The organism is Hymenobacter telluris (genome assembly GCF_017313265.1).
Classification (GTDB): Bacteria; Bacteroidota; Bacteroidia; order Cytophagales; family Hymenobacteraceae; genus Hymenobacter; species Hymenobacter telluris.
This window is the reverse complement of the sequence record NZ_JAFLQZ010000009.1, coordinates 109,876-132,968: the sequence shown is the minus strand read 5'-3', so window position 1 is coordinate 132,968 and position 23,093 is coordinate 109,876. Positions and strand designations below refer to the sequence as shown.

12 protein-coding genes are annotated in these 23,093 nt (G+C 58.7%); 1 reads left to right on the top strand and 11 read right to left on the bottom strand.

Translation table 11 applies throughout. The features are described 5' to 3' along the window. Window positions 1-54 precede the first annotated feature (54 nt). Window positions 55-1,932 carry an endo-1,4-beta-xylanase gene (locus J0X19_RS14520; RefSeq protein WP_206985096.1) on the top strand — a complete coding sequence of 626 codons (1,878 nt, stop codon included), beginning with the start codon at window positions 55-57 and terminating at the stop codon, window positions 1,930-1,932. A 152-nt stretch (window positions 1,933-2,084) separates the two neighbouring features. On the opposite strand, the gene J0X19_RS14515 is transcribed toward J0X19_RS14520, so the two are convergent. From J0X19_RS14515 to uxuA, 11 genes are all read right to left on the bottom strand, one after another. Then, window positions 2,085-4,688 carry a glycosyl hydrolase 115 family protein gene (locus J0X19_RS14515; protein WP_206985095.1) on the bottom strand — a complete coding sequence of 868 codons (2,604 nt, stop codon included), beginning with the start codon at window positions 4,686-4,688 and terminating at the stop codon, window positions 2,085-2,087. Between the two features lie 102 nt (window positions 4,689-4,790). Then, the gene (locus tag J0X19_RS14510; protein ID WP_394369118.1) at window positions 4,791-5,885 is read right to left on the bottom strand and encodes an endo-1,4-beta-xylanase; all 1,095 of its coding nucleotides are present in this window, start codon (window positions 5,883-5,885) and stop codon (window positions 4,791-4,793) included. A gap of 97 nt (window positions 5,886-5,982) precedes the next feature. After that, window positions 5,983-7,671 carry a sodium/sugar symporter gene (locus J0X19_RS14505; RefSeq protein ID WP_206985094.1) on the bottom strand — a complete coding sequence of 563 codons (1,689 nt, stop codon included), beginning with the start codon at window positions 7,669-7,671 and terminating at the stop codon, window positions 5,983-5,985. Window positions 7,672-7,762: 91 nt separating this feature from the next. Beyond that, on the bottom strand, window positions 7,763-9,949 hold the full coding sequence (locus tag J0X19_RS14500) for a glycoside hydrolase family 3 N-terminal domain-containing protein (protein ID WP_206985093.1): 2,187 nt from the start codon (window positions 9,947-9,949) through the stop codon (window positions 7,763-7,765). Between the two features lie 81 nt (window positions 9,950-10,030). Further along, window positions 10,031-12,040, bottom strand: coding sequence for a sialate O-acetylesterase (locus J0X19_RS14495; protein ID WP_317194781.1), 2,010 nt, complete (start codon window positions 12,038-12,040; stop codon window positions 10,031-10,033). Between the two features lie 5 nt (window positions 12,041-12,045). After that, on the bottom strand, window positions 12,046-13,662 hold the full coding sequence (locus J0X19_RS14490) for a GH35 family beta-galactosidase (protein ID WP_242582693.1): 1,617 nt from the start codon (window positions 13,660-13,662) through the stop codon (window positions 12,046-12,048). Window positions 13,663-13,753: 91 nt separating this feature from the next. Then, complete coding sequence (locus J0X19_RS14485) at window positions 13,754-15,499, bottom strand: RagB/SusD family nutrient uptake outer membrane protein (protein WP_206985092.1); 1,746 nt, start codon at window positions 15,497-15,499, stop codon at window positions 13,754-13,756. A 55-nt stretch (window positions 15,500-15,554) separates the two neighbouring features. Then, window positions 15,555-18,692 (bottom strand): SusC/RagA family TonB-linked outer membrane protein, encoded by a 3,138-nt coding sequence (locus J0X19_RS14480; protein ID WP_206985091.1) that lies wholly within the window; start codon window positions 18,690-18,692, stop codon window positions 15,555-15,557. A 37-nt stretch (window positions 18,693-18,729) separates the two neighbouring features. Beyond that, complete coding sequence (locus tag J0X19_RS14475; RefSeq protein ID WP_206985090.1) at window positions 18,730-19,542, bottom strand: SDR family NAD(P)-dependent oxidoreductase; 813 nt, start codon at window positions 19,540-19,542, stop codon at window positions 18,730-18,732. A gap of 22 nt (window positions 19,543-19,564) precedes the next feature. Then, window positions 19,565-21,661 carry an alpha-glucuronidase family glycosyl hydrolase gene (locus J0X19_RS14470; protein WP_206985089.1) on the bottom strand — a complete coding sequence of 699 codons (2,097 nt, stop codon included), beginning with the start codon at window positions 21,659-21,661 and terminating at the stop codon, window positions 19,565-19,567. A gap of 39 nt (window positions 21,662-21,700) precedes the next feature. Continuing rightward, window positions 21,701-22,957: a mannonate dehydratase gene (gene uxuA, locus J0X19_RS14465; RefSeq protein WP_242582691.1), complete on the bottom strand. Its 1,257-nt coding sequence runs from the start codon at window positions 22,955-22,957 to the stop codon at window positions 21,701-21,703. Window positions 22,958-23,093: the final 136 nt, after the last annotated feature.

Sequence of the window (23,093 nt, the reverse complement as noted above, 5' to 3'; positions counted from 1 at the left end):
AGGTGGATAGCTTTCGGGCATTCGATCTTCATTCTCCCACCAAAATGCTTGATTATGCTTCTGAAAAAGCTACGTTTTTTACTATTACCCTGCTCCCTGATTGCTTTTTCGCTTCAGGCGCAAAACGCACCCGTAGTACAGCAGGCCGAGACCGGCACGCTCGGCGCTGACTGGACCAGCCCCACTCAAACCGGCGTACAGTACGTAACGGTGGTACCTACGGCTACTATCAACGCGCAGAACCCGGGCACGGCAGCCCGGATTATCACGTACTCTGTTACGTTTCCGGGGCCGGGAACCTACGATTTGTACGCCCGGATAAGAGTAGGAGCTGCCGCCGCCAACGACGACAGCTTCTACTACGGCAACGGTTTCGGCACCAAGCTCCCCGCCGACGACACCAACTGGATAACCGCCAATCAGTTGAGCAACGTGGGCTACAGCAATGCCACCGAGGTAGTAGCCGGTGCTGGCGGCGGACAGCAGCAGGTTTGGAAGTGGCTGAACCTGTCGGCTTTCAACGGTGGCGAGACTCCTATCAGCTTCACGGTGCCGGCCGGCAACCTCACGCAGACGTTTCAGATTGGGGCCCGCGAAGACGGCCTTGACATCGACAAGCTGGTGTTTGGCACCACGGGACTATATTTCACGGTGGCCAACCTTGATGCTGGGGCGCAGGGTTCAAGCACACCGCCTACCGTCTTTACGCCTACTGGCCTGCCTATGGCCACCGGCAAGCCCAAGTATCTGGGTGGCGTGTACAGCAATCCGCAAAAGCCGTTTTTCAACAACTACTTCAACCAGGTAACGCCCGAAAATGCGGGCAAGTGGGGTAGCGTGGAAAGCACGCGCAATGTGATGAACTGGACCGAATTGGACTCGGCGTATGCATTGGCGCAGCGCAAAGGCTACCCGTTCAAGATGCATACCCTGATTTGGGGCGCCCAACAGCCTATTTGGATTGAAAACCTACCGGCTTCGGAACAGCTGATGGAAATCAACGAGTGGTTTGCGGCCGTGGCACAGCGCTACCCCAACATCGCTCAGATTGAAGTAGTAAACGAGCCCACCAACGACCTGCCCCTCAACGGCTCAACCGGCAACAATGGCCCCAACACACCGGGCAGCGGCGCCGGCAACTACTACAACGCGCTAGGCGGGGCCGGCACTACCGGCTGGGACTGGGTGATTACTTCGTTTCAGCTGGCACGGCAGTATTTTCCTAACACGCAGCTGCTGATCAACGATTATAGCGTTGCTAGCTACACCGTTAATACGCAACGTTACCTAGGTATTATCAACTTACTGGTGGCCCGCAACCTGGTGGATGGTGTTGGTATTCAGGGGCATGCTTTTGAAACCCGCAACATTCCGATGGCCAACATCGTGGCTAACCTCAACCTGCTGGCCACGGCCGGCAAACCGCTCTACATCACCGAACTCGATATTGACGGTGTAAACAACGCCACGCCACCGGCCCTCGATGATGCCCTCCAACTAGCTGAATATCAGCGGGTGTTTCCAGCACTATGGGAACACCCGGCGGTGCGTGGTATCACGCTCTGGGGCTACCGGCCCGGCCACTGGCGTACCGCGCAGGGTGCTTATATAGCCAACGGCGACAATACGGAACGCTCGGCGCTGGTGTGGCTGAAGAACTACGTCCGGACTACTGTGCTTTCCGCCAAAGGCCAGCAGAACGCCAACCTCACGCTGCACCCCAACCCGGCAGCCGACGGCCATTTCTTGGTGCAAGGCGGCCAGAAGATTCAGGCCATCAAGGTGTTCGACCTGAACGGACGTTTGCTGAAGACGGTATCAGTACCCAATCAGCCAGTGGCGGAAGTTAATCTAGACCTGGTATCCGGCATGTATCTGGTACAGGTGGTTGAAGCCCAAGGTGTAACCTCACGCAAGCTGATAGTGGAATAACAACCAGCGCATACGCCCAACAAAAGAAGGCCCGCACTACCATAAGTGCGGGCCTTTTTGTGTGATGCGCATAAAATGTGCTGACTACTCAACTGCTCTTAGCCCCACAGGGTTGGCCCATGGCGGCGAAACTAGAGCGTTGGCAGGTTTCCTTAACGCTGCCCGACGCTCCCCTTCGCCGAAGTAGCTTTTGGGGCAGCAGAAGGTTTGCCAGAAGTAGCGGGCGGACCAAGGTAGCTGGGTTTCATGCCGCCAAAGTCTACCACCAGCTTTTCCAGCACCACGCCGGGGTCTACGCGCCAGAACTTGAGCACATGCTCGCCAGCCTTGCCTACTGTATGCTTAGAGTCTTTGATAATGATGCTTTCGGCCACGGCTTTTTCCCAGGGGCGGTTGCCGTTGTCGGCTACCATGCCGGTGTGCAGATTAACGATTTGCGGCGCTTCATCATCAATCGACACGGCGTAGCGCAGCCCTTGGTTACCCATAAAGTTCAAGGTAGGAGCCAGATACGCCTGCACCGTTACTTCGCCGGCTTGGGCCAGCGTAACCCGGTATTCCAGATGCGGGCTGGTGCCACTTGGAGCTTCGGTTGAGGCGGCCGTAACTGGAAAGGTGGTAACGGCCCCCGCCGTGCGGCCTAGGTCGGGCAGGCGCTGCCAGGTGATGGAGCCGGCATTTACAGCTTGCGTGTACTGCTCGGCGTCGATGGAAACAAACTGGCTGCTGGCATTGGCAGGTGGCGCGGTAACGGCTGGCGGCGCAGTAGCAGTGGCTTTATCGGCGGGCAGCGTCATCACCTCGGGCATCTTGTCCACTGGCGGTTGTTGCCAGTAGGTGTAGCCGATGTGCGTTTGGTCCATCATGTGGTTCCATTTGCCCCCGGCCAGCGCGTGGTAGCGGTTCTTGATTTCCGTGTCCTTTGCAAACAACGCCTTGGCTTTATCGGCCAGGGTATTGGTAGTGGAATAGCCGTTTTTGGCAGCATCCCGGTTCTGGGCCACCGTGTAATATAGCTCGTTAAGGTTGGCGCAGGCCTGCACCGGATGCAACACCAGTTGATAATATGCGTCGCGAACTTCAGCTGGTAGCTGCTTTTCAATGGCTTCAGCGCGGGCCAGCAGGGCGTTGTATTCCGCTACCACCGTGGCCCACTCGCCGGTGGTCAGGCTGTAGGTGTTGGCATCGAGCAGTTCGGGTTTGCGACGGGCGTTGTACTTGGCGTACTTGGCCAGGATGTCGGCAATATCAGTGGCGTGTTTGTCGCCGAATTGCTGGGCGGCCCACTGCTGCGTGTAGGCGGCTACCTGGTTGGCCCCTATACGGTCGGGGTTCCAGGCGTAGTTCAGGAAAAAGCTGATGGGTAGCTCCATCGGCTTCAGGTCGCCCACGTTCACAATCCAGATTTGGTTGGCGCCGTATTCGTGGGCCAGGTGCATTTGCTCCCAGATACGCGGCAGCGGATTGGTGTTGAGCCACTTGTAGTTGCGCGGTCCACCCACGTAGTCGAAGTGGTAGTAGATGCCGTAACCGCCGGCGCGGGGCTTGTCCCCCACTTTCGGCAGCTTGCGCAGGTTGCCCCAGTTGTCGTCGCAAAGCAGCAGGGTTACGTCGTCGGGCACGCGCATGCCTTTGTCGTAGTAGTCTTGCACTTCCTTGTAGAGGGCCCAGAGCTGCGGCGTTTGCGCGGCGGGCTTGCCGGTTTCCTCGGCCAGAATCTTGCGCTGATCGGCCACAATCTTTTCCAGCAGGGCAATATTGCTATCCTCACTCATGGGTTCGTCGCCGTCGCCACGCATGCCCACCGTCACGATGCTTTCCTTGGTGCCCATGTTTTTGATGCCCTGCCGCCAGAAATCCTGAAGCGTCTTTTCGTTGGTCTGGTAGTTCCAGGGGCCGGAGCCGAAGCGTTTCCACTCCTGCTGAGCCCGAACCATGGGTTCGTGGTGCGAAGTACCCATCACAATGCCGTACTCGTCGGCCAGCACCGGGCTCTGCTTATCGTCGTCGTTGAAGGCGTTGCCCCACATGGCCGGCCACAGGTAGTTGCCTTTCAGGCGCAGAATCAGCTCGAAAACGTGCACGTACATCTTGGAGTTGATACCACCGAACTTCTCCTTGGCCCAGCCGCTGAGCGCGGGGGCCTCGTCGTTGAGGAAGATACCCCGGTACTTCACTTGCGGCTCGCCCTGGGTATGGCGGCCAGCAGCCACGTACAGCGCCTTTTGCGGCTTGGTGGGCACATCGGCCCACCAGTACCACGGCGACACGCCCATTTGCTGCGAGAGGTCGTAAATGCCGAAAATAGTGCCGCGCTTGTCGCTTCCCGCAATAACCAAGGCCCGCTCTACGCCCGGCATAGGTTTTTCCACCACTTGCAGTACAAAGGCTTCCCACTTGCCGGCCACGCCGGTTGCGTCAAGCTTGCCGGCTTGCACGAGCCCATCAATCAAGGGGCTTTTGCCCAGCGTCCCAATCAATACCACTTCCTTGCCCGCCGGCGCTTGGTTGGTGGTGAGCGAAGGCGTGAGCCTGGTAACGCGGTTGATGTCGGCCTGCAAGTCTTTGGCGGCGCGCAGTACGCCCGGCCAGTCCTGGGTGCTGGCGTAGAGAGCCGTTGCGTTGCCGGAAGCAGCCAGCGGAAAGCTACCCTTGCTTTTTTTAGCTGAAACGTACACCTCCGCCCCCGGCACAACGGGGCCAGCCCAGGCAGAAAGGCTGACTAAAAGGCAAAACAGGAATTGTAGAATCTTCATTGGGTGGAAATAGAACAATCAATAGGTGAGGCCAGAAGCTACTTCCCTCTTTGGAAAAGAGGAAACGGCTCGTTTTTTAACCTGCTCTCCAGCCTGTATCATTTAGAACTTCACTACCTCCCAGAATGCCTTTTTAGGCTTCTGATTCTGGTCGAAGAGCAGTGGGTAGTTTTTGCGGCCGGCCACGGGGTAGGTATCCAGCCAGCTGTACTTGTCGGAAACGTTCCAGAAGGTGACGCCGGTCAGCACGTTTTTGTAGTCGCGGAGCACGCGGAAGAACATCTTATACTGCGCGGCTTGCTTCTGCTCCAGCTCCGGCGTGTAAGCATCCGACTCGCCGGGGCGTCTTTCGCGGCGCTCCTTCTCCCAGGGGTAGATGGATACGTCCAGTTCGGTAATCTGCACCTTGAGGCCCAGCGAGGCATACTGCTCGATGGCCTTGCGCAATTCCGCCTCGTTGGGTTCCTGCAACGACCAATGTCCTTGTAAGCCAACGGCATCAATGGGCACGTTGGCGTCTTTCAGCTGCTTGAGCAGCCGGTACACCCGCTCGCGCTTTTCGGGCCGCTCGGTGTTGTAGTCGTTGTAGAACAGCACGGCTTGCGGGTCGGCCTCGTGGGCATACTCGAAAGCTTTGGCAATGAAATCGTCGCCGCAGATCTTCAACCACTCCGAGTTGCGCAGAAACTCCGTGGGGTTGTCGGCAATGGCTTCGTTCACCACGTCCCAGGCGTAAATCTTGCCTTTGTAGCGCTTCACCACCGTGAAGATATGGTCGTGCAGGCGCTTGAGCAGCACCTCTTTGCTGACCGTTGTGCCATCGGCATTCTTGAACAGCCACGGGGGCGTTTGCTCATGCCAAAGCAGGTTGTGGCCCCGCACCCGCAGCTTGTTTTTCTGGGCAAAGTCCACAATGTCGTCGGCATCCTTCCAGAAGTAGCGGTTTTCCTCCGGGTGGATGGGTCCCATCTTCATGGCGTTTTCGGGCGTCACGCTGTTAAACTGCTGCTTGATTAGCTCGGCCTCGGCTCCTTGCAGCTGCCGCGCGCCCACGGCCACCCCCACCGGAAAGTAGTTTTTGTAGTAGTCTTTCAGGCCCTTTTCGGGGGCGGGTTTTTCGCTGGTAAGCAAGCCGGCGCTAGCCATAAGCAAGGCAGCAACTGCCAGCCGGGAGAAAGAAAATCGGGGGTTTTTCATAGAAGTAAAAGGGCATAGTACGGCATGAGGGCAGGCTGCCACCTCCTTGTAACGGGCGGCAACCTGCCCTCGCGAGCCAGATGGAACGACTAAAAACCTACCAATAGATGGTGTACAGCACCGTGAGCAGCACCATGATGGTCATGGCCCCGATGGCAAAGCCGCGGGTGGTTTTGAACATGCTGCTGTCCACTTCCAGGCCGTTGGTTTTCACGCCGCGGCTGGTTTCAAACAAGCTGATCAGCACCATCATAATAATGCAGATGACGAACACAAAACCCATCCGGTCGAGGAAAGGAATTTCGTAGACGCCGGCCGCGTTGGGCACGGCAAACCCGAAGGGCGCCAGGAAGGAAAGGTCGGTGATGGTGGGCAGGAACTTAAGCAGCACCGACAGCAGGAAACCGCCGATGGTGGCGAATAGCGCTGCCGTAGAAGTGGTTTTCTTCCAGAAGAAACCCAGAATGAACATGGCGAAAATACCCGGCGACACGAAGCCGGTATACTCCTGAATGTACTGGAAACCGCCTTTTTTGTCGATGCCCAAGTGCGGCGCTATCAGTACGCCCAGAATCATGGCTACTACCACGGCAATCTTGCCTACGTTCACCAGCTTCTTCTCCGAAGCCTCGGGGTTGAGCACTTTCTTGTAGATATCGAGAGTGAAGATGGTGGCAATGGAGTTGGCCTTACCCGCCAGGGAAGCCACTACGGCGGCCGTGAGAGCGGCAAACGACAACCCTTTCAAACCTACTGGCAGAATATTGAGCAGCACCGGATAGGCGCGGTCGGGGTTCAAATCGGCACCCGAGCCGAATTCGGCGGCCCCGAACACATCGGCTTTGAAGAGCACGTAGGCCGCAATACCGGGCAACACCACAATCACCGGCATCAGGAGCTTGAGGAACGCGGCAAACAACAGACCGCCGCGAGCGGTAGGCAAGTCGGCGCCGAGAGCCCGCTGGGTGATGTACTGGTTGCAGCCCCAGTAGTTCAGGTTCACAATCCACATACCGCCTAGTAGCACCGTGAGGCCCGGCAAGTCCATGTAGTTCTCGTTGTCGCGCTTGAAAATCATCTGGAAATGATCCCCGGCCTGTTCGGTCATCAGGTTGAAGCCCGCTAGCACGCCCGATTGGCCGTAGTGGTCGGCCACCATGTTCAGGGCCAGGTAGGTGGTAGCCAAACCGCCCAGAATCAGGAAAAACACCTGAATTACGTCGGTGAAGCCGATTACCTTCATCCCGCCCAGCGTGATAATCACCGCAAAAATGGCCAGGGCGTAGAGGCAGAACTCCAGGTTGAGGCCGGCAATGCTACTGATGGCAATGGCGCCGAGGTAGAGAATCGAGGTCAGGTTTACCACGATGTACAGCGCCAGCCAGAACACGGCCATAATCATGGCCACGGTGCCGTTGTAGCGCTGGTGCAGAAACTGCGGCATGGTGGCAATGTTGTTCTTCAGGTACACCGGAATGAAGAACACGGCCACGATGATGAGCGTAAGAGCCGCCATCCACTCGTAGGTGGCAATGGCCAGGCCCATTTTGAAGCCCGAGCCCGACATGCCCACGAACTGTTCAGCCGAGATATTAGAGGCAATCAGCGATGAGCCAATAGCCCACCACGTCAAGGAACCTTCGGCCAGGAAGTAATCTTTGGAGTCGCCTTCTATGGTGCCGTCGTGGCCGGTTTTGCGGCGGTAAATCCAGATGCCGTATCCTGATACAATCAGGAAGTAGATGAAAAAGACGACGTAGTCGAGCGTGGAAAGTTGGTGCTGCATGAGAAGTGTTAAGCCACCCAAACGGGGAGCTGGTGCGAAAAAAGATGGATCGACTTATTTGATAAGCAAAGCAAAAGTCGGAAAGAAAACTTCACTTAACTACCAGCACGGCCGTAGCGGCCGGACTAGCCCCCAACGCCTGGCTGCGCGCCGACGGCAAAGCGCCTCCAATAGCCACCGTGAGTTGGCCGGCCGGAGCTACCGATTTGCCTTGAGCATCAATGAGGGCCAGCTGCTCGGGGGTAAGCGTGAACTTGATAGTGGCACTTGCTCCGGGCTGGAGCGCCACACGACGAAAGTTTTTGAGGGCGTAGCGTGGTATCTGCTGGCCTTGGCGCGGCGGGTGCGTGAGATAGAGTTGCACCACTTCCTCGCCGGCCATCTTGCCGGTGTTGCGCACAGTAGCTTCCACCTCTACAGGCTTGTTGCGGGCCGCCTTTTTCGGCAGCTTCAAGCCAGAATACTCGAATTTGGCGTAGCTCAGGCCGTAGCCGAACGGGTACATGGGTTCGGCGGACATATAGCGGTAGGTGCGGCCCAGCATGCCGTAACTTTCATAAGCAGGTAGTTGGTCGAGGCTTTGGGGAAAGGTGATGGGCAACTTTCCGGAAGGCGACACTTTCCCGAACACAATATCGGCCACGGCATTGCCACCTTCCTCGCCGGGATACCAAGTCAGCAGCACGGCATCGGCTAGCTCGTGCACTTCCGCCAGGTTCATGGGGCTGCCCCCGGTCACAATGGCAATAATAGGCGTTTTGCTGTTTTTACGCAGCTTTTTCAGGAAGTCAATCTGGTTTTTCGGCAGGTTGTAGTCGATTCGGTCACCGGCGTGGGGCGAGGCAATCGACTCTCCTTCTTCGCCTTCCAATACCCCCGTGATGCCCATTACCAGAAAAATAGCATCGGTGGTTTTGGCCTCACCCGTGGTCCAGTCGATGGGGTTGATATTGGCGCGGTCGAGCAAGGCACCCTGTTTGTACTCGATCTGGCTGCCGGGCTGCACCGCTCCTACCAAGCCTTCGAGGATGGTCGTCATCTGGCTGTTTACGCCGTAGTAGTTGCCCAGCAGCGCCTCCACGCTGGTAGCATTGGGGCCGGTTACAAAGTATTTGCCCAGGTCGGAGCGCAGGGGGAGTACGCCGTTATTTTTCAGCAGCACCATTGATTTGAGCGCCACTTCTTTCGCCAGCGCCCGGTGGGCCGGGCTGTTCACTATCTCGGGGCCCAGCTTGTCGTAGGGCGTGGTGTTTTGGGGGTCGAACAGGCCCAGCTTGAAGCGGGTGCGCAACAGGATGGCCAGCGCAGAGTCCACTTGGGTTTCCTTGAGCAAGCCTTGGCGTACGGCCTCGGGCAGTTTGGTGTAGGTGTCGCCGCAGTTCAATTCTACGCCGCGTTGGAGCGCTAAAGCGGCAGCTTCGGTTTTGGTTTTAACGGTCTTGTGTCCTTCGTAGAGGTCATCGAGTGCCCCACAGTCGCTCACTACGTGGCCGCGGAAGCCCCATTCCTTGCGCAGCACGTCTTGCAGCAGAAACGTATTGCCGCAGCAGGGCTCCCCGTTGGTGGCATTGTAGGCGCACATTACGGCTTCCACGTTGGCCTCTTTCACCAAGGCTTTGAAGGCCGGAAGGTATGTTTCGCGCAAATCCTGCGGCGAGGCTACGGCGTTGAACTCGTGGCGCAGCTTTTCGGGGCCGCTGTGCACGGCGTAGTGCTTGGCGCAGGCCGCTACTTTGAGGTAACGGGGGTCGTCGCCTTGCAGCCCTTGCACAAAAGACACGCCCAGGCGGGCCGTGAGGGTTGGGTCTTCGCCGTAGGTTTCCTGCCCGCGTCCCCAACGCGGGTCCCGGAAGATATTGACGTTGGGCGTCCAGAAAGTGAGGCCGCCGTACTTGACGTAGTGGTTTTTGGCAATGGCAGCATTGTAAACGGCCCGCGCTTCATCTGAAATAGCGGTGGCTTCACGCTTGGCCAAATCTTCATCAAACGTGGCGGCCAGCCCAATCGGCTCAGGAAATACCGTAGCCGGTGCCGAACGGCCCACGCCGTGCAGGGCCTCATTCCACCAGCTGTAAGCCGGAATACCCAAGCGCGGAATGGCCGGGCTCTGGTCGAGCATCTGCTGGGCTTTCTCTTCCAGGGTAAGCTTGGAAATCAGGTCGTTTACGCGCGTAGTCAGCGGTTGCTTTGGGTCGCGGAAAGTGGGCGTAGATTGTCCGTGAGCATGATGCAAAGTCGAGCAAGCCAGCAGAGCAGGAAGAAGCAGACGTTTTTTCATTCGGGGAACAAGTAATAAGCTGCCGATAATTGTGCACCTCAAGGTAAAGGCAGCGAAGTCATTTTCGGTGGCGCCTGGCGTTTAGGGCGTTACTACCGGTGCCGCCGTTTGGAATGAAGAAGCAGGCAGACCCTCCTTGTTGTAGAGGTTGGCACCTTCCGGGTTGTCGGCCCAGGCGTAGCGCACCACGGTTGGGTTGGGCACTTGGTCGTTCCATACCACCACGTTCTTGCCTTCAATCCGGGCCTGGGCCCACACAAATTTCTTGTCCGGCCCCGCCACAGCAAAGCCTTTCAATGGGCCGCCGCCTTTCGCCATCAGGCCGCCCCCAATGCTGGCAAAGCTGAGCGTGGCTTTGTTGCCCGCTACCTGCATCGTCTGGTACAGCGGCCCCGAGGAAACCACTTTACCGTCACCGTAGGCTACTTTTTGCGCTGCCAGAGCCAACCGGTGGCCGGGGGTTTGCTTGTCCAGGGGGTGAATGTCGTTCCACTCGCCCGCGTCGGTAATGACGGCCATGCCGGTGTAGGGCACGGCCAACGTGCGGCGCTGAGCGTCGCGCACGGCGGCCCAGCCACTCTCGCTCGGCTCGGGCTTCACGGCCATGAAATTGGCCAGCTGCACGTATAGGAACGGCAGCTTAGGCTGCTGGAAATGCCCCCGCCAGTCGTTGATCAAGCTGGTCATCAGGGCCTGGTAGTCCTGTGGCCGGCCGGTGTTGCTTTCCCCTTGGTACCAAAGCACGCCTTTGATGGCGTAAGGCAGCACCGGTGCAATCATACCGTTGAAAAGGCCGCCCGGCTGGTACTGGAAGGTGGTAGTGCCCGGCGTGGGTGGCTGGGTGGCGCCCAGCTTATACTGCCAGGGGCCGCGCAGGTCGATGGTTTGGCCGCCAGCGGTAAGCTGGTAGTTCTTTTCGGGGGTGAAGCCGCCCCGTCCGCCGTTGTTGATGAGGCGCACCACCACCACGTTTTTGCCGGCCTTTAGCACGCCCGGCTTCACCTCATACTTACGGGGCGGATACTGGTAGCCGGTAGTACCTACCAGTTGCCCGTTGATGTACGTGGAGTCGGCATCGACCAACGTGCCCAGTTCCAGGCGAGCGGGCTGCCCAACCATAGCAGCGGGCACCTCCACTTCCTTCCGGAACCACACCACCCCGTTCACCGGACCCAGCGGCGTTTGGTTGGCCCAGTAGCCGGGCACGTTCATGGTGGCCCAGCTGCTGGCGTCGTACTCGGGGGCCGACCATTTCTGCTGGCCGCGCGCTTCGCCCTGGTCGGCCTGGTAGAGTTGCTTGTACCAGTTGGCCACGGCGGCACCTTCGCGCTGCCGGATGCCGGCTACCATGGCGCTGTCTTTGTATTTGGCGCCCTGCTGCTCGTAGGTCGGGAACTGCTTCAGGGCATCGGCGCTCAGCCAGGCTTCGGCCGGCGAGCCGCCCACGGCATCCTTTATCAGGCCTACCGGCACCTGGTATTTGGCATTGATTTCCTTGGCGAAGAAATAACCCACCCCCGAAAACTGAAGTACCGTTTGCGGGTCAGCGGCAATCCATTTACCCCCATTTACGTCGGTGCGGGGCTTCTGGAAGGCGTAGCTCATGGGCACCTCATACTGCCGGATGCGCGGGTTGGCGGCCTGGGCAATTACATCAGGGTACTTGTCGCGCAGGCGGCTCATGGGCGTTTCCATGTTCGACTGGCCCGACAGCAGCCATACGTCACCCACCAGCACATCCTTCACGCTCAGCGCGTTGCTGGCCTTGATGTTCAACTCGTAGGGCCCGCCCGCTTTCATGGCCGGCAGCGTCACGCGCCATTGCCCATCGGAGCCGGTGGTGGCCTGGTAGGTTTTGCCTTGGAAGGCTACGCTCACCTTCTCCCCTTTCGCGGCCCAGCCCCAGATACGCACCGGCTGGTCTCGCTGCAACACCATGCCGTCGCTCACCAGGCGCGGCAGGCGCACTTGGGCCGCCGCTTCGGCGGGCATTAGGAGCCAGGTGGTACTTAGTGCCAACAGGAGGTTGCGCCCATTGCGCAGGACAACAGGACAAGTTGGGAAGGAACGGGTGGAAAGGAAGGAGCTCACGGCGTTTAATAAGTATATAGTTTGACGTGCTGAATGCCGTATTCCTCGCCGGGAATGCGGACGTGGCGGCCCTGGTGGTCTTGGTCGCCGTTCATGCGGCGGCCGGGCATCCACTTGCCGCCTTCAAAATAGCCTTCATCCACGCTCAGATAACCGGCGCGCTTGCCTTTGGTGGTGGGCTCCCAAGTGAGTACTAGGCCGGTGCCCACCACATAGAATTCGTCGGGCGCTACGGCAATGATGAGGCCGCCGCCGGGGTTCCAGTCGGGCTTTTTGGCGCCCAGCGACCATCCCAGGGTGTATTCGTGCTTGGCCGTGAAGCGGTAGTTGCCGAGGGTGCCAGTGCGCGCCGCCGAGTCTTTCTGGAGCAGAAAGCCGCGTACCTGGCCCGTGGGCTGATACTTACCAATCAGGGGCGTTACCTGTTGCAGCAGCTCATAGGCTTTGGCAATGGGCGCACCTTTCAGCGTGTCGCTGCCTTCAATGGCGAAGGGTGAAAACGAGAGGCAGTTGTAGTTGCCGAAGGCAAAAAACGCCTTGGCCGCCACCCCATCCTCGAAGCGGTGCTCAGGAATGAACAGCGGGTTGCCGCCGCGGGTGTACAAGTCGCACCAATGCTTGAAATCGGGGTTATAGAAGTCGGGGGCCAGAATATCGATGGCCGGCGCGCCAGCTTGCCACACGTCCATGAGGTGTGGCAGCGGGCCGGCGCTGGGGTATTTGCCGGGCGGTACGCCCGGCCGGTTGAGAGCCGCGTTTACGTACATCGGCAGCGGATAGGCCGCTTTGCCGGCTACTGCCAAGGCGTTGGTGAAAGTGGCGTAATGCCAGGCCATAAATATTTCATCCGTGGCTAGGCTCTTTCCGAACACTTCCTCCCAATTACCCTTAGTCTTGGCGCCTTGCTTTTGCCAAACGGCCGCAAACTCTGGCTTCAGGTTCTTTTTTTCGCGCTGCAAATAGGTAAGCAACGGCGCCGGAACCGGCTGCTTGAACGCGGCATTGGCGCGGCTATCATAGCTGCGGGCCGTGGGCAGCATCCCGATTTCGTTTTCTACTTGTACCGTAACAACCGTGTGCTGCTGGCTGTCCACTTCTTTCAGGTGTTGCATCAGCCGCACAAAGGCTTTCTTATCAACCTCTAAATTGCGCGGCTCGAAGGGCGTCATGATTTCCTCGGGCACCCCTTGGTCACTCTCTACGCGGGGAAAACGCTTGGTATCGGTTTTCACCCAGGCTGGTGCGTAGCACGACATGCTGTTTTTCCAGGCTCCAAACCAAAGCAACACCAGTTTCATCTGGTGCTTGCGGGCGTCGCGCAACAGGTCGTCTACCAGCGTGAAATCAAACTTGCCTTCCTGCGGCTCCATCAACTCCCAATACACTGGCGCAATCACCGTGTTCAGGTGCATGGCTTTCAGCTTAGGCCACACAGGCTGCATGTACGCGGTGTTGGAGGCGGTGGAATTGCCCAGTTCGCCGCCCAGCACCAGAAAGGGCTTATCATCAACCAGCAACTGCGTGACGGTACCATTCTTCACCAGCCGGGGCATGCTGTTTTGGGCCTGCCCGGTTAGCCCGCTCAGCCCCAGCAGGCAGATGGTCAGTAACTTCTTAAGCAAAATACAAAGGCTGCTAGAAATGAATGAAACAGGTTAGCCCAACAAACAGCAGCGGCCGGACCTACAAAGCCCGGCCGCCGCGTTAGTTAGGTTAGTACCCTGGGTTCTGGGTAATTAATCCACTGGTGCGGTCAATTTCCGTTTGTGGAATTGGCCGTAGCACGTGGAAATCCCGGATGTTGACGGCAGCATTCGAGCCGTACACCCCGCCACCCTGGTTTCTCACGGCTGGCGTAATGTTGGTATTGCGGATGCGCGTGAGCAACTGGCCGGTACGCTTCAGGTCATACCAGCGGGTGAACTCGCCGCACAGTTCGCGCATGCGCTCGTCCAGGATGAAGTCGAGGGTTACCTGAGACGTGGTAATTTCCATTTGAGTGGTGCGGCCGGCGGCGGCGGCCCGGCGGCGTACCACGTTGATGTAGTCGCGGGCCTGCGTTAGGTTGCCCAGATAGAAATTGGCTTCGGCCGCAACCAAATAGGTTTCTGCTAAGCGGTAGATGATGTTTGGCCGGGTTGAGAAACCATTGACCGACGTGCGGTTGCGGCTATCAAACTTGTTGAGCGTCGGGAAAAACTCGGTGGTGTACTGGTTGGGCTGAATAACCCGGTAGCCGATTGGCTGACGAGCCGCAATCTGCGCCAGTTTCTGGGCCGACAGCTGGCGGCCAGGATACCACACGGCCGTGTCGCCGGCTACGGCGCGGGTGCTACCCGAGTTGGCACCCGGTGAGTTCACGCGGTACACCGTGGTAAACCACTTGTTGTAGCGGGTGTCGGTAGTGCGGAGCGTACCCTCCGACTCCAGCGCGTTGCCGGCGGCATCACGCAGGATGTAGGAATTTTCCAGGTAGTACGTGGGTACGTGGCGGGCGAACGGGCGGCCGTTGTTGATGTCGCGGGCCATGTTAGGCAGCAGGTCGTAGCGGCTGCGGAACTGGAAACCGGCAATATTCTCTCCCCCGAAGGTGAAGCCGTCAATCCGGTTAAAAGTCGCGTCGCTGCTGAACTGCGCGTTGAAGATAACTTCTTTGCCATTCTCGTTGCCTTCGGCGAATACCGTGGCGGGGTCAGCTTCGAGGCCCAAACCGTAGCGGGTTTGGTTGTCGATGAGCTCTTTGGCGTACTGCGCGGCCAGAGTGTAATCATTTGCCTGCTTAGCCGACGAGGTAGCACGGGTCAGATACACTTTCGAGAGCAGGTGCAGCGCCGTGGCGCGCGTTACGCGGCCGGGCTGCGCGGGCCGGTCGGCAATAACAGCCAGCGACTCCGTCAGGTCCTTGATAATCTGCGTGTACACGTCGGCCAGCGGAGCCCGCACAATAGTTTTGGTGGGAGCGTCTACAAAAGACAGCATCAGCGGCACATCGCCGAAATCCTGCACCAGCACAAAGTAATACTGCGCCCGCAGCAGCTTCACCTGCGCAATCAGCTGCTCCAGCCGGGCCGGGGCGATACCCTGCGCTTCCGGACCGAATTGCAGTACGCCGTTGGCGTTGTTGATCTGCGTGTAGCACACCGTCCAGATAAACGAGTGCGAACCATCGTTTACCGGCGTCAGGTCGTTGTTGTTATAGTCGCTCAGGCCGCTGCTAGCCGAAATGCCAGTCGTCCACTGGTCGGTACCGGCCTCGGTGGTAAAGAATGCCGCATCGTTGCCGTAAATCTGGCGCAAACCGGAGTACACGCCCGTAGTACCGGCTTCCACGCCTTGCTGCGTTTTAAGGAACGACGGAGTCAGAACGGATTGGGGCTCTTCCTCCAGAATATCTTTTTGGCAGCTACTTACCGACAGAAACAGGGCCGTGCCCAGTGTAGCTAAAACTATTCTTTTCATATAAAATAGCGCGTGGCGCTGAAAATTTGATGTTGACAAAAAGCTGTAGTCAGGCTTAGAAACCAATATTTACGCCCACAATGAAGGACCGCGTAACAGGGTAGTTGCTACCGCCCTGGAACTCGATGTTGGCAGCCGTAACGCCCGCGCTGGTGTTGAAGCGGCTCGAATACGACAGCGCATCGGGGTCGATGGCCTTGTTGCGCTGGAAGTACTCATCCTTGGCCCAGATAAGCGGGTTTTGCACCTGCACGTAGATGCGAGCCGAGCTCATGAGAGCTGACTGCGCCCAAGCGGCCGGCAAGGTATAACCCAGATCAATGCTGCGCACTTTAATGAACGTGCCGCTGTGGTAGCCCAGCGTAGAGCCATAGGTGGGCCACTCGTTGGCACGCACGGTCTGGTCGGGCTGCGGATACTCGTTGCTGGGGTTGGTAGGCGTCCAGTAGTTGAAGTTCAGCTGGTTGCGGCGGCCGGTGTTGGTGGCGTAATAGCTTGGGCCGAACGAATAGGGGTCCACTACGGTGGCACCCACGCGGGTCAGGGCTACTACGGTCAGGTCGAGGCCTTTGAAGCGGAAGCGGTTGGTGAGGCCGGCCTCAAACTTAGGCTGGCGCGAGCCGATAACCTGCCGGTCGGCGGCATCAATGCGGCCGTTGCCGTCCACGTCTTCCACCTTGATCTGGCCGGGCTTGGTGTTGAACTTGCGGGCCTCATCAGCTTCGGAAGTCTGCCAGATACCAATTTTCTTGTAGTCGTAGATTACGTAGAGCGGCTGCCCGATAAAGCGCTGGTTGCCAATATCATCCCGCACGCTGCCATCGGCGTTGTACAGGTTCAGGTCGAGCACTTTCTCGCGGTTGACGGTGAAGTTCCAGTCGGTACTCCACTCAAAACCATCAGCATTTTTGGGGCGCAGGTTTTGCGTGGTAAGCGTAATTTCCAAACCACGGTTCTGGGTCTGGCCGGCGTTGCGCACAAACGAGCCGTAGCCGCTGGCAGTTGGCAGAGCGTCGGGCAGCAGCAGGTCGCTGGTGCGCTGCTGGTATACTTCCACGCTACCCGACAGGCGGTTGTCAAAGAACCCGAAGTCCAACCCAAAGTTGGTGGTGGTGGTGTATTCCCAACCCAAGTCGGGGTTCGGAATGTTGGCGGGCACCACGCCTACTGCGCCGGTGGCGCCGTAGTTGTAATAGCCTGCGCCAAGGCCCGCCGAGAGGGAGCCTTGGGTCTGGTACGGGTTAACGGCTGTGCTACCTACGCGGCCCAGGCTAGCCCGTAGCTTTAAAGCGCTGATTTTGCTGAAATCCTGCAAGAATGACTCGTTGGCCAGGTTCCAGGCGACGGCCGCCGACGGGAATAGCTTGAACTTGTTGCCGGGTGCCAGGCGCGAAGAGCCATCGGCGCGGGCCGTTACGGTAGCAGAGTACCGATTGGCAAAGGCGTAGTTAACACGTCCCATAAACGACTCCAACGCCCAGTCAATCGGCTGTGTGGGGTTGTTTACCCGGGTTGGAGTGCCAGCACCTAGGTTGGTGTTGAGCTGGTAGTTGGCCAACGTGCCTTGCACCGCTCCTCCAAACCCATCGGTATGGTAGGTTTGCCGGCTATACAGGGCCGTCACGTTCACGTCGTGCTTTTCGGCGAAGTTGCGGTTATAGGTCAGGATATTTTCAGCCAGCAGGTTGTAGGCAATGCTGGAGCCGCTGCTGGCCGTGTTGAGGCCGCCACCGTTTTGCGGCGTAATCGAGGCATAGAAAGCGTCATCGGCCTGCGTGCGGCCATCGAGGCCCACGTTGAGGCGATAATCCAACCCTTTCAGGATGTTCACCTGTCCGTACAGGCTGTTGAAGCTGCGCAAGCGGCGACGACGGTCCAGGTGAGCGTCGGGCACGTACAGCGTCAGCGGGTTCGAGCCGGCGTTGTCGCCGTTCGGGTAGAGCACCAGCTGCCCGTCCGGACCGTAAGCCGAGGCCAGGGGGCTAGTGGTGACAATCTGGTTGAGTACGTTAACGTTCGGGTCATTTTCGTTGGAGAAGGTGTTGAGCGAGTTCACACCCACTTTCACCCGCTTACCAATTTGCTGATCCAAGGTGCCGCGCACCGAGTAGCGCCGGAAGCGCTGCACTGGTACGATGCCCGTTTCATCGTAGTAGCCCACTGAAGCCGAATACTGCGTCAGGTCGGTGCCACCGCTCACCCCCAAGGAGTGGTTCTGAATGTGGCCGTTCTGCAACAGTTGGTCCTGGTAGTCGGTGGTATTGCCGGCGGCGTAGTTGGCCCGCTCGTCAGTGGTCAGGAACGTGGTAGAGGTGGCCGGGTCGAAGTTCGGATTCTGAGCCCGGAACGCTTCGAGACGGTAGTTGTAGAACTCCTGGCCATTCTGGATATCGAAGCGGCCATACGCTTTTTTCGCGCCGTAGTAGCCGCTGTACGTTGCCCGGGCTGCACCGCTCTTGCCCCGGCGGGTGGTAATCAGGATTACGCCGTTAGCACCGCGGGCCCCATAAATGGCCGTGGAGCTGGCGTCTTTCAGTACTTCCAGCGAGGTGATGTCGTCGGGGTTCAAGTCGTTGATGCTACCATCATACGGTACACCGTCTACCACTAGCAGCGGATCGTTGGAGCCCGAAAACGAGCGGTTACCCCGAATACGGATAGTAGGCGCCTGGCCTGGTGCAGTACCATTGCTGGCAATGGTGATACCCGCGGCCCGGCCTTGCAGTGCCTGCCCGATGTTGGCCACCGGCACATCGCGCAACGCCTGCTCATCTACCGACGAAATAGCGCCGGTTACCTGGCTTTTCCGTTGCGTACCGTACCCCACTACCACTACTTCATCAAGCGCCTTGGTGTTGGTAGCCAGTCGTATAGTCAGGTTGGTGCCCGACACACTTACTTCCTGGCTAACAAAACCAATAGCACTCACCACCAGCGTACTACCGATGGGCGCATTAAGCGCAAAACCGCCGTCGGCATTGGTGGAAACCCCATTGGTAGTGCCCTTCACGAGCACCGTTACCCCGGGTAGTCCTTCGCCAGATTCCTGACTGGTTATTTTTCCGGAAATCGTTTGCGCCGTCTGGGCGAAAGCGCTGCCGACTGGCAGAAGAGAGCTGGCTATGGGCAGCCCCAAAGCCGCGAATAGCGGCAAGCTCAGGCCCAGGGCCGTTTTGCGTAGTGGTGAGTACATGGTGTGTAGGAATTTTGGAATGAAAATGAAATCGAAATCAAAAACCGATGGAGTTGCCGCCATCGACGGGCAAAGAAGCCCCGGTGATATAGCGCGCAGCATCAGAGGCCATAAATACAGCGGCGTGGCCGATGTCCTGGGGTTGGCCAAACTTACCCATGGGGGTGCGGCGCATGGCTCGGTCGCGGCGGTCGGGGTCGGAGTTCATGGCGGTGCGGCTCATCTCGGTTTCAATGAAGCCGGGCGCAATGGCATTCACGCGCACGTTGTGCTTGGAGAATTCTGAAGCCAGCACCTTCACCATGCCTTCCACCGCCGATTTGGAAGCGGCGTACGCTACCACCCGGTCAATACCATAGTAGGCGGCCATCGAGGAAATCATCAGAATCACGCCACTTTCGCGCTCTACCATACGCTTAGCGCAGGCGCGGGTGAGGGCAAACACGGCGTTGAGGTTGGTGTGGATGATGCGGTTGAACTCCTGGTCGGTTACTTCCAAAGCCGGCTTCTTCATGTTCACCCCGGCGTTGTTAACCAGGATGTCCAGCGGGCCGTAGGTGGCCTCAATGTGCTCTACCAAGCCATCCAGCTGGTCTAGCTCACAGATGTCGTTGGTGAGGTAGTGCACCGATTTGCCGAGTTCGGCTACGGCTTCTTGGAGCACTTCTTCGCGGCGGCCAGTGATAACCACAGTAGCCCCAGCCGTAGCCATGCAGCGGGCTATTTCCAGCCCGATACCTGTACCGCCACCCGTTACCAAGGCCAGTTTGCCTTCCAGCGAAAATGGGTTCAGCTGCTGCTGCTGTTCGTTGGGCAGCGTATGCGAAAGGAGCGAATTAGTATGTGCCATGAGGGAGGAGATATGCGGGGAATTAGCGCAGTTGGTAGATATCGACCTGTTCTTTGATTTCGGTGAGCGGCCGGGTTGGCGCAGGCAACCCAGGCGGGAGGGGCTGCTTGGAAACGGACTGGAAATAAAGCACGCAGGCATCCCGCCACCACAATGCCTCCCGGTGCTGCACGCGCAACCGGGCCGCCACATCGGTGTATAGTGCTGGGTCGAGGGCCGGCTTGGCTTGCTCCCACTGCCGCTGCATCCAGAGCACCGAGTCGGCGCCGGTGTAGTAGCGGGTGGTCAGCTCGTTCCAGAGGGTGCGGCCGGTGCTGAGTTGCTGCGTCCAGGGCACGTGGTGAAACCAAAGCAGGTAGTTGAGCGGGCAGGTAGTGGAATTCATCCACACTTGCCGGGCACCGGGCGCATACAAAGCTAGTGCATTAGAGCCGGTAGCGGTGCGGTTGAATCCTAGCCCCTCCGCATCGGCTTTATGATAATATACAGCAGTCCAGTCGGGGCGGGCACTTTGCGCCAGCCAGGGCTCGGGGCCGTAGTGCAGGTTCTGGCCCATGATGTGGTGCAACCCCAGCGGCGTGGTGTAGCGCACATAGATATTGCGCGACTGGTTGAGCACTTGCGTTATAGCAGTTACGGCAGCAGGCTCCCGGCTTAGGGTCATGCGGGTCCATTCGTCGGCAATGCCTTCGGAGCTAAGCGTATGGTCCCAGGCCAGGCGGCCGTAGGCGTACCAGTTGGCCTGCCCCACCGGGTGGCCGGTCCAGTTACGGTCGGAGCCGATGTTGGCCACGCCGGCAATGGCACTGATGCTATGCTTTTCCAGGCTGCCATCTACCACCTTGGCCACCGTCGAGCCTTTGCCCTGGGCGTAGGTATCGGCTTCGAGGCACTCTTTGATGAGCGGCCCCAAATACACGAGGTGCGTCGCGAAGCCCAGATACTCCTGTGTTAGCTGCACTTCCAATACCAGCGGAGTGCGCGGCATGGCCCCGAACAGCGGGTGAAATGGCTCCCGCGCCTGAAAGTCAATCGGGCCGTTTTTCACTTGCACCAGCACCTTATCGGCAAATTTGCCATCCAGCGGCTGGAAGTCTTCATAGGCTTGCTTGAACCGGTCGCCGCTGCCGGCCTTGTACACGAAAGCGCGCCACATCACAATCCCGTCGTGGGTGCCGAGGCTCTGGGCCAGCATGTTAGCGCCATCGGCGTGGGTGCGGCCGTAGTCCTGCGGGCCGGGTTCCCCTTCCGAGTTGGCCTTCACCAAGAAGCCCCCGAAGTCGGGAATAGCTTTATAGATTTCGTTGGTCCGGGCCATCCACCAGGCCTTCACCTTGGGGTCGAGCGGGTCGGCGGTGGGCAGGCCCCCAATTACGCGGGGCGCGGCCCACAGCACCGACAGATACACCCGAATGCCGTAGGGCCGCAGTACACCAGCCACGGCGGCCACCTTCCGGACGTACTCATCGGTGAGGTAGCGGGCACTGGCATTCACGTTATTCAGCACCACGCCGTTGATGCCGATAGAGGCATTGGCGCGGGCATAGTCTTGGTAGCGTGGGTCGATTACCTCGGGCAGTTCCTGCCACTTCCAGATGCTGGAACCCGCGTAGCCGCGCTCTACCGTACCGTTGGGGTTGTCCCAATGGTTGAGCATACGGTACTGCACGCGGGGCTGGCTGGTTAGGTTCAGCTTGGTAGGTAGCTGGCCGGTTTGCACGTGGCGCAGCAGCGCAAAGCAGCCATACAGCACCGCCGCTTCCGAAGGCCCCGTTACAGTCAGGCCATTCTTCTCGCTAACAACCCGGTAGCCTTCCTTGCCCAACGCAGGGTCGGCGGCCACCCGCAGTTGGATGTAGCCCTTACCGCCCGACGCCGCTACTGGCACCGGGCGGCCCAGCAAGCCTTGCAGCCCGAGTTGCAGCTCGCGCGCTGCTGTTTGCAGGGTAGCACTGGAACCTTCTACCGCAATGCCTCGCGCTTGCGCTTGCCACGTAGCCCGCAGTTTGGCATCAGCCAGTTGGTCGTATTTCAGCCACAAGCGGTAGCCGTCGTCGGCGTAGCCCTGCAAGTGGGCCCCAACGCAAAGCAAAACAAGTAGCAGAGAACGAAGCAGCATAAGGTGGGAAAAGCGTGGCAGCAACAAGGAACGGGAAGGCTAAACGAAGCGGGGCACCGACAAATCGGCCATTTTCCGTTCTGGTGGGTTTTGGGCGGCTTCCAGCAAGGAGCGGCGGATACCGAGTTCCAACCCGCGCAGCTCAGCCAAGCCGCGGAGGCGGCCGATGGCCGAGTAGCCAGGATAGGTGCGTTTCTGGAGGTCGTCGAGCATCTGATGGCCGTGGTCGGGGCGCATGGGCAGTTCGGGGTTGCCGGTGCCGCTTTGGGCACGGCGCAACTCTTCTTGCACCAGCGCCTTCACCACGGCGTACATGTCCACGTCGCCGGTGAGGTGGTCGGCCTCGTGGAAGTTACGCGGGTTTTCTTCGCGCTTGGTGGCCCGCAGGTGCACAAAATGAATGCGGGAACCGAAGCGCTGTACCATACCCGGCAAGTCGTTGTCAGAGCGTACGCCGAGGGAGCCGGTGCAGAACGTGAGGCCGTTTGCGGGCGAGTCGTACGCGGCTAGCAGACCTGCCAAGTCTGCTTCAGTGCTTACCACGCGGGGCAACCCCAGCAGCGGATACGGCGGATCATCAGGGTGAATGCAGAGGTTGACGCCCACTTCCTCGGCCACTGGCCCTACTGCGCGCAGGAAGTAATAGAGGTTTTCGCGCAGGGCGTTGGCGTTGATGGCGGCGTATTCGTTGAGTAGGGCCTGAAAGCCAGCCAACTCAAAGGCCTCTTCTGAACCGGGCAAACCAAGCAGTACCGTATTGGTCAACTCCGCTACGTCAGCGGCCGACATGCTGGCGAACTGGCTATGGGCAGCAGCTACCACAGCGGGTGCATAATCGGTTTCGGCACCAGGGCGCTTCAGAATGCACAGGTCGAAGACGGCGAAATCCTGCCACACAAAACGCAAGGCGCGGGAGCCATCGGGCATCTCGTAGCTCAGATTGGTGCGCGACCAATCCAGCACCGGCATGAAGTTGTAGCACACCGTATGGATTCCGCAAGCGGCTAGATTGCGCAACGACTCCTTATAGTTCTCGATGTACTGCGTGCGGGTGGGCAGGCCCTTCTTGATGTCTTCGTGCACGGGCAGGCTTTCCACCACCACCCACTGCAACGGGGCGTACTGCGCGTTATCGGCTTCAATAAGTTGCTGGCGCTGACGAATCTCCTCAACTGGCCACACCGCCCCTACGGGCAGCTGATGCAGCGCCGTTACGACGCCCGCACACCCGGCCTGCCGCAATGCCGACAGAGGGGTTGGATCGTTGGGGCCGAACCAGCGCATTGTATTCAGCATGATAAATTATTAAAAAATTACAATTGACTATTTTCTACCAAGTGAGTTTCGATACATAACCCTACAAACGGTTGATAAGGCGTTTGGTGAGTTATAGCGAGTGCTCACTCTCGAAGGTAAAGCAATAGAAAATATT